Source organism: uncultured Duncaniella sp. (assembly GCF_910577345.1).
In the GTDB taxonomy this organism is placed as follows: domain Bacteria; phylum Bacteroidota; class Bacteroidia; order Bacteroidales; family Muribaculaceae; genus Duncaniella.
Genome location: NZ_CAJTMT010000001.1, coordinates 85,463 through 92,919, shown reverse-complemented (window position 1 = coordinate 92,919; position 7,457 = coordinate 85,463). Strand labels below are relative to the sequence as shown.

The 7,457-nt window shown below is 52.2% G+C and carries 4 protein-coding genes and 1 pseudogene (1 of these 5 cut by a window edge); 4 read left to right on the top strand and 1 reads right to left on the bottom strand.

Annotation, left to right across the window (positions count from 1 at the left end; all coding sequences use genetic code 11):
• Window positions 1–740: pseudogene (nadC, locus tag QZ310_RS00365) on the top strand (carboxylating nicotinate-nucleotide diphosphorylase); it begins 127 nt to the left of the window's first position.
• A gap of 46 nt (window positions 741–786) precedes the next feature.
• On the opposite strand, the gene QZ310_RS00360 reads toward nadC, so the two are convergent.
• A complete protein-coding gene (locus QZ310_RS00360) occupies window positions 787–1,425 on the bottom strand; it encodes an HAD family phosphatase (protein WP_297069165.1) in 639 nt (212 codons plus the stop codon).
• Window positions 1,426–1,690: 265 nt separating this feature from the next.
• Between QZ310_RS00360 and purL the strand changes: the two genes are divergently transcribed.
• The 3 genes from purL (at window position 1,691) to QZ310_RS00345 (ending at window position 7,452) form a co-directional block, all read left to right on the top strand.
• Window positions 1,691–5,392: a phosphoribosylformylglycinamidine synthase gene (gene purL / locus QZ310_RS00355; RefSeq protein ID WP_297069163.1), complete on the top strand. Its 3,702-nt coding sequence runs from the start codon at window positions 1,691–1,693 to the stop codon at window positions 5,390–5,392.
• 153 nt (window positions 5,393–5,545) lie between these two features.
• Window positions 5,546–6,418 carry an electron transfer flavoprotein subunit beta/FixA family protein gene (locus tag QZ310_RS00350; RefSeq protein ID WP_297069161.1) on the top strand — a complete coding sequence of 291 codons (873 nt, stop codon included), beginning with the start codon at window positions 5,546–5,548 and terminating at the stop codon, window positions 6,416–6,418.
• A gap of 8 nt (window positions 6,419–6,426) precedes the next feature.
• The gene (locus tag QZ310_RS00345; protein WP_297069160.1) at window positions 6,427–7,452 is read left to right on the top strand and encodes an electron transfer flavoprotein subunit alpha/FixB family protein; all 1,026 of its coding nucleotides are present in this window, start codon (window positions 6,427–6,429) and stop codon (window positions 7,450–7,452) included.
• The last annotated feature ends 5 nt before the right edge of the window (window positions 7,453–7,457 follow it).

Below are 7,457 nucleotides of genomic sequence, written 5' to 3'. Positions count from 1 at the left end.
GCGTGCAGCGTCTCATCGTCAAGGAGGAAGGCATACTTGCAGGCGTTGAAATCGCCCGCAAAGTTTTCGAGAAATTCGATCCCGAACTTAAAATGACTGTCTACATCAATGACGGAGCTCATGTAAAGCCGGGCGACATAGCCTTCGAAGTCGAGGGAAGTGTCCGTTCACTCCTGCAGACCGAGCGAGTGATGCTCAACATCATGCAGCGCATGAGCGGCATCGCCACCCAGACAGCCAAGTACCAACAGCGTCTCGACGGTCTGAAGACCAAAGTGCTTGACACACGCAAGACCACTCCGGGTATGCGTATGCTTGAAAAAGAGGCCGTGCGCATCGGCGGCGGTTGCAACCATCGCATCGGTCTTTTCGACATGATTCTCATCAAGGACAATCATGTGGATTTTGCAGGAGGTATCAAGCAAGCTGTCGAAGCCGCCCGCAAATACTGTGCCGAGAAGGGCAAGAATCTGAAAATCGAACTTGAAGTCCGCAACGAGGATGAGATCCGTCAGGCCCTTGAAGCCGGGGTTGACCGCATCATGCTCGACAATTTCACACCCGAACGCACACGCGAGGCTGTCAAGCTCATCAATGGAGCCGTTGAGATTGAATCATCAGGAGGCATCACCCTCGACACACTCCGCGATTACGGAGAATGTGGTGTCGACTTCATCTCCGTCGGTGCGCTCACCCACTCTGTCAAGGGACTTGACATGAGCTTCAAAGCTGTAAAATAAATTTTCAGGAGGCTCTGCCCTCAGACAGTAGTCTCCTGAGAAAAAATCAACGGGTCACTTCGCGCATCCGTTCAATTGTAAAGCCTGCAAAGTCATCAATGATTTTGTGGGCTCTTCCTTTTAATTTCTCACGCGAATTGGTGGTGGCGAGGCCTATGACAGTCGCACCCGAACGCATTCCTGCCTCCAGTCCCTGTAAAGAATCCTCGAACACATAGCAATCCTCGATAGGGACACCGATCAGTTCCGCGCCCTTAAGATAACCTTCAGGATTCGGTTTGCTGTGTTTGACCATAGAGCCTGTCACGAGAGCCGTGAGTTTGTCGCGCAACTCCGGATGGGCAGCAAAGAGATAACCCATCTTCACGTCATCACTGCTGGTGACGATTGCAAACGGTATGCCGGCTGCAAGGAGTTCATTGATGAACTTTTCAGCACCCGGAATCCAAGGATACTTCATGGCCTTTTCATATTCATGGAGTTCCTCGACAATCCCTTCCCTTGCATCCTCCGGAAAAGCGAGGAGTATTTCACCGAGGGTCGTACCTTTGATGTCGGCTGCAAATGTCGGGCTCGGGACATTGAATCTCCTGCCCATCGGGCCCCAGAAGTCAGAGTATTCACCCTCACTGTCAACAAGAACGCCGTCCAAGTCAAAAAGTACACCTATTTTCTTATTGTCCATATTCTTTTTACGCTTATAGTTTATGTATAATAAGCTCTTTTGGAGCTAAAAAGTTTTCTATTCAGGGAAATTCCGCTCCGGCACTCCGAAAAACCGTTTCAGAGTCGCCCGGTGACATTGATGTGACAAAGTTACGACAAATTCTCTAAATAGCCTCCAACTCTTGGTGATATGCGAGATTTATCGTAACTTTGTTGCGAAGAATGCCCTCATGCATCCACTTTTCAACTCACGATTTTTACTCCATTCATTGCATATTTCACTTATGGTCGTATTTTTCAAAAAAGGTGCAAACCTTATTTATGCTGTTGAAACAAGCCACAAGTTTTCAGACGAAGAAAAAGAAAAACTCCAATGGCTCTTCGACGGTGCTACTCCCCTCACCTCAACTTCAGTAAAGGGCCGCTTCGTCGGTCCTCGTAAAGAGATGATCACACCGTGGAGCACAAATGCGGTCGAAATCACCCAGAACATGGGTCTCGAAGGAATCACCCGCATCGAGGAGTTTCATCGCGTGACAACCGACGAACCGACGTTCGACAAAATGCTGTCGCGTCTCTACGACGGTCTCAATTCTAAGGTGTTCACCACATCGGCCACTGCAGCTCCCATCGAGCATATCGCCGACATCAGTGAGTATAACAAACGCGAGGGTCTGGCTCTCAGCGCAGAAGAAGAGAATTATCTCCGTGAGCTGGCAGAACGCCTCGGCCGTCCTCTCACAGACAGTGAAGTGTTTGGTTTCTCCCAGGTCAATAGCGAACATTGCCGTCACAAAATCTTCAACGGTTCGTTCGTCATCGACGGTGAAGAGAAACCTCTTTCTTTATTCAAGCTTATCAAGAAGACCTCACAGGTCAACCCCAATAAACTCGTTTCGGCCTATAAAGACAACGTTGCGTTCGTTGAAGGTCCGACTGTAGCTCAGTTCTACCCCACTCACCCCGAACGTTCTGACTTTTTTGAAGTGCGCGACCTCAAAACCGTGCTCTCTCTCAAAGCCGAGACCCACAACTTCCCGACAACTGTCGAGCCGTTCAACGGTGCCGCTACAGGTAGTGGTGGTGAGATCCGCGACCGTCTCGGCGGTGGCCGCGCCAGCCTTCCCCTCGCAGGTACGGCTGTCTATATGACTTCCTATCCCCGCCTCGGCAACTATCCCTGGGAACTCATGATGAATCCCCGTGCCTGGCTCTATCAGACTCCCGCCGAGATTCTCATCAAGGCTTCAAACGGAGCATCCGACTTCGGCAACAAGTTCGGTCAGCCTCTCATCTGCGGTTCACTCCTCACTTTCGAACATGATGAAAACGGCAAGATGTATGCCTATGACAAAGTTATCATGCTCGCCGGTGGTGTCGGATATGCAGCTGCCAAGGATGCCATCAAGGGTACACCCGAAGCCGGCGAAGCTGTCGTTGTGATGGGTGGTGACAACTATCGCATCGGCATGGGCGGTGGTGCTGTATCGTCAGTCGAGACCGGACAGTATGCTTCGGGCATCGAGCTTAACGCCGTGCAGCGTGCCAACCCCGAAATGCAGAAACGTGTATCCAACGTGATTCGTGCGCTTGCCGAAAACGACAACAATCCTATCGTCTCCATCCACGACCACGGTGCAGGCGGCCATCTCAATGCCCTCTCCGAACTTGTCGAGGAGACCGGCGGTAAGATTGAAATCGGTGCGCTTCCCGTAGGTGACCACACCCTTTCATCCAAGGAAATCATCGGCAATGAAAGCCAGGAACGCATGGGCATGGTGCTTAAGAAAGAAGACATTGATTTCGTACGCACTATCGCTGACCGCGAACGTGCTCCGATGTATGTCGTTGGCGAGACTACCGGCGATCACCGCTTCGTATTTGAACAGACCGACGGCGTAAAACCCATCGACCTTGCCATGACCGACATGTTCGGTTCTTCACCCAAGACAACACTCGTCGACAACACTGTCGAAACTTCATACACTGACGGTGAATATAACGAAGATGACATTGAGCGCTACACCGCCTCTGTCCTCAGCCTCGAAGCCGTTGCATGTAAGGATTGGCTCACCAACAAGGTTGACCGTTCCGTGACCGGCAAAATCGCACGTCAGCAGTGCCAAGGTGAAATCCAGCTTCCACTCAGCGACTGCGGCGTGGTTGCCCTTGATTACAGCGGTACAAAAGGCATCGCTACATCAATCGGCCATGCTCCGCAGGTTGCACTCATCGACTCTGCAAAGGGTTCGGTCGTAGCCGTGGCAGAAGCACTCACCAATATCGTTACTGCCCCTCTGAGCGACGGCATAAAAGGTCTTTCGCTCAGTGCCAACTGGATGTGGCCCTGCAAGAACCCCGGCGAGGACGCAGCTCTCTACCGTGCGGTTGAAGCTTGCTCCGATTTCGCTTGCAAGCTCGGTGTGAATATCCCCACCGGCAAGGACTCACTGTCCATGACACAGAAATACGGCAACGACAAGGTATATGCTCCAGGCACTGTCATCATCTCCGCAGCAGGTGAGGTCAGCGATGTCCGCAAGGTCCTCTCCCCTGTCCTCGGAAAGAAAGGCTCTATACTATATTATATAGACTTCTCATCCGACAGTCTCAAGCTCGGCGGTTCGGCCCTCGCACAGACTCAGGGCAAACTTGGTTCGGAGGCACCCACAGTGACAGATACCGACGCATTCGTAAAGGCGTTCGAGACTGTACAGGCGCTTGTGAAACGCGGCAAGCTCATGGCTGCCCACGACGTTTCTGCCGGAGGTCTTGTCACCACCCTTCTTGAAATGGCTTTCGCCAATACTGACGGCGGCATCGAACTTGACACTGCAGGCTTCGCAGATCTTGGCGAGACTGATCTCGTGAAGATACTTTTCGCAGAGAATCCCGCCATTGTTGCACAGGTTGAGGCTTCAAAAATCGCATCGGTCGACGAAATCCTTACAAAAGCAGGAGTACGCTTCTGCCATATCGGTGCTCCGACCGACGAACGTACACTCATCGTCAATCACAACGGCACCCAGCGTCTGCTCGGAATCGATTATCTCCGCGACGTATGGTTCCACACAAGCTACCTCATGGATGCAATCCAGAGCGGTGAGAAGTGTGCCCGCAGCCGTTTCGACAACTATAAGAAGCAGCCTATCCGCTACCGTTTCCCCTCAAACTACAACGGCAAACTCGCTTCCCGCGACATCACCCTCCGTCGCGATGGCCACGGTGACCGTGTCAAGGCAGCCATCATCCGTGAAAAGGGCGTGAACGGCGACCGTGAGATGGCCTATTCTCTCTATCTCGCCGGATTCGACGTGAAGGATGTCCACATGACCGACCTCATGAGCGGACGCGAGAACCTTGAGGATGTCAACATGATTGTGTTCTGCGGCGGTTTCTCCAACTCCGACGTTCTCGGCTCTGCAAAGGGCTGGGCTTCCGGCTTCCTCTGGAACGAGAATGCAATGCGTGCACTCAAGAACTTCTATGCCCGTGAGGATACACTCTCACTCGGTATCTGCAACGGTTGCCAGCTCATGATTGAGCTCAATCTCATCAATCCCGAGCACCCCAAAAAGACCAAGATGCTCCACAACGACAGTCATAAGTTTGAATCACAGTTCCTTGGCGTGACCATCCCTGAAAACAACTCTGTGATGTTCGGTTCGCTCTCAGGAAGCAAACTCGGCATCTGGGTTGCACATGGCGAGGGCAAATTCAACCTCCCGATGGCAATGGGTGACTACAACGTCGTTGCTAAGTATAACTACAGCGCATATCCCGGCAATCCCAACGGCTCTCGCGCCTCTGTCGCAGGTATCTGCTCTGCCGATGGCCGTCACCTGGCAATGATGCCTCACCTCGAACGCGCCATCTTCCCCTGGCAGTGTGGCTACTATCCCGCTTCACGTCGCACCGATGAAGTCACTCCGTGGATTGATGCCTTCATCAATGCCCGCAAATGGGTTGAGGAAAAAGTGAAATAATCCACTTCCACTCCGATACTTATCCCTGAAACTATTCCGGCTGCTTTTCGATGAGTCAGAAATCCAAAATCCGGTTTCTGACTCATCTGAAAGCCGCTTAAAAACCGATAAAGAATTACCAATCTAATAACCCAAGTATTTAACAAACCGATTATGAATCTCAACATCATCGTGCTCGCCAAGCAGGTGCCCGACACCCGCAACGTGGGTAAGGATGCGATGAAGGAGGACGGCACCATCAACCGCGCTGCGCTGCCGGCCATCTTCAATCCCGAGGACCTCAATGCCCTCGAACAAGCTCTCCGTCTCAAGGACAGCAATCCCGGATCAACAGTCACTCTGCTTACAATGGGTCTCCCCCGCGCTTCTGAAATCATACGCGAAGCCATCTATCGCGGTGCTGACGGCGGCATTGTGCTCACCGACCGTACCCTCGGCGGTGCTGACACACTTGCCACTTCCTATTCTTTGGCACAGGCTGTGAAGAAATTCGGAAAATATGATATTATCCTCGGTGGCCGTCAGGCAATTGACGGTGACACCGCTCAGGTAGGTCCCCAGATTGCTGAAAAGCTCGGCATTCCTCAGATTACCTACGCAGAGGAAATCCTCGACCTTTCAGATGGTCACGTCACTGTGAAGCGTCGTCTTGAAAACGGTGTTGAAACCGTCAAGGCTCCCCTTCCTTGTGTAGTGACAGTTAACGGCTCCGCCCCCGACTGCCGTCCCCGCAATGCAATGCGTGTGCAGAAGTTCAAATATGCAGCTTCTCCCAGCGAGGCCGCTAAGCTCTCCGACGAGCGCAAGGCTCTTCTTGAAAAGCGCCCCTATCTCAACCTTCAGGAATGGAGCGCAGCCTACGTTGACGCAGATCCTGCTCAGATAGGTCTCCCCGGTTCACCCACAAAGGTAAAAGCTATTGAAAACGTGGTCTTCACAGCCAAGGATTGCCGTGTTCTCACTGACAATGATGCTGAAATCGAAGATCTCGTCAAGGAACTCATCACTAACCACACTATCGGATAAGCAGCACTATGGACCAGAACAACTTAATTGTATATCTCGAATTTGAGGATGGCCGCGTGGCCGACGTTAGCCTCGAACTTCTGACCAAAGGCCGTGTGCTCGCTTCACGCCTCGGTGTAAAACTTGAAGCAGTCGTTGTCGGTGATGACCTCACAGGTGTTGAGGAGCAGGTGTTCCCCTACGGTGTTGACCGCCTCTACAAGGTTTCCGACAAGCGCCTCTATCCCTATACCTCCAATCCCCACTCTGCGGTTCTCATCAACCTGTTCCGCGAAATCAAACCCCAGGCCTGTCTTATGGGTGCCACCTGTATCGGCCGTGACCTCGGTCCCCGTGTCAGCTCATGCCTCCACAGCGGTCTGACTGCCGACTGTACAGCACTTGAAATCGGCGACCACACTGATCCCAAGACCGGCAAGGAATACAAAGACCTCCTTCTTCAGATCCGTCCTGCTTTCGGTGGCAATATCGTGGCAACTATCGTGAACCCTGAATGCCGTCCCCAGATGGCAACTGTCCGCGAGGGTGTGATGAAGAAAGAAATCTTTGATCCCAACCACAAGGGCGAAGTTGTAGAACTCGATGCCAAGAAATATGTATCTGACGAGGACTTCGTTGTAGAAATCCTTGACCGTCACATCGAGAAGTCGAAAATCAACATCAAGAACTCCCCCATCATTGTTGCCGGTGGCTACGGCGTTGGTTCAAAAGAGAACTTCCAGCTTCTCCATGAACTCGCTGATACACTCGGAGCAGAAGTCGGAGCTTCACGCGCTGCTGTCGATGCAGGTTTTACAGAACACGCACGTCAGATCGGTCAGACAGGTGTCACCGTCCGTCCGAAACTCTACATCGCCTGTGGTATCTCCGGACAGATCCAGCACATCGCAGGTATGCAGGACAGCTCTATCATCATCTCAATCAACAACGATCCCGCCGCACCCATCAACACTATCGCCGACTATGTAATCACCGGCAATCTTGAAGAGGTAGTGCCCAAGCTGATCAAGTACTACAAAAAGAACTCCAAATAAGCAGA

What these genes read in the sequence shown, in the direction of transcription:
- purL (WP_297069163.1), top strand. Translation starts at nt 1,691, where the DNA reads ATGGTCGTATTTTTCAAAAAAGGTGCAAACCTTATTTATGCTGTTGAA.
- QZ310_RS00350 (WP_297069161.1), top strand. Translation starts at nt 5,546, where the DNA reads ATGAATCTCAACATCATCGTGCTCGCCAAGCAGGTGCCCGACACCCGC.
- QZ310_RS00345 (WP_297069160.1), top strand. Translation starts at nt 6,427, where the DNA reads ATGGACCAGAACAACTTAATTGTATATCTCGAATTTGAGGATGGCCGC.
- QZ310_RS00360 (WP_297069165.1), bottom strand. Translation starts at nt 1,425, where the DNA reads ATGGACAATAAGAAAATAGGTGTACTTTTTGACTTGGACGGCGTTCTT.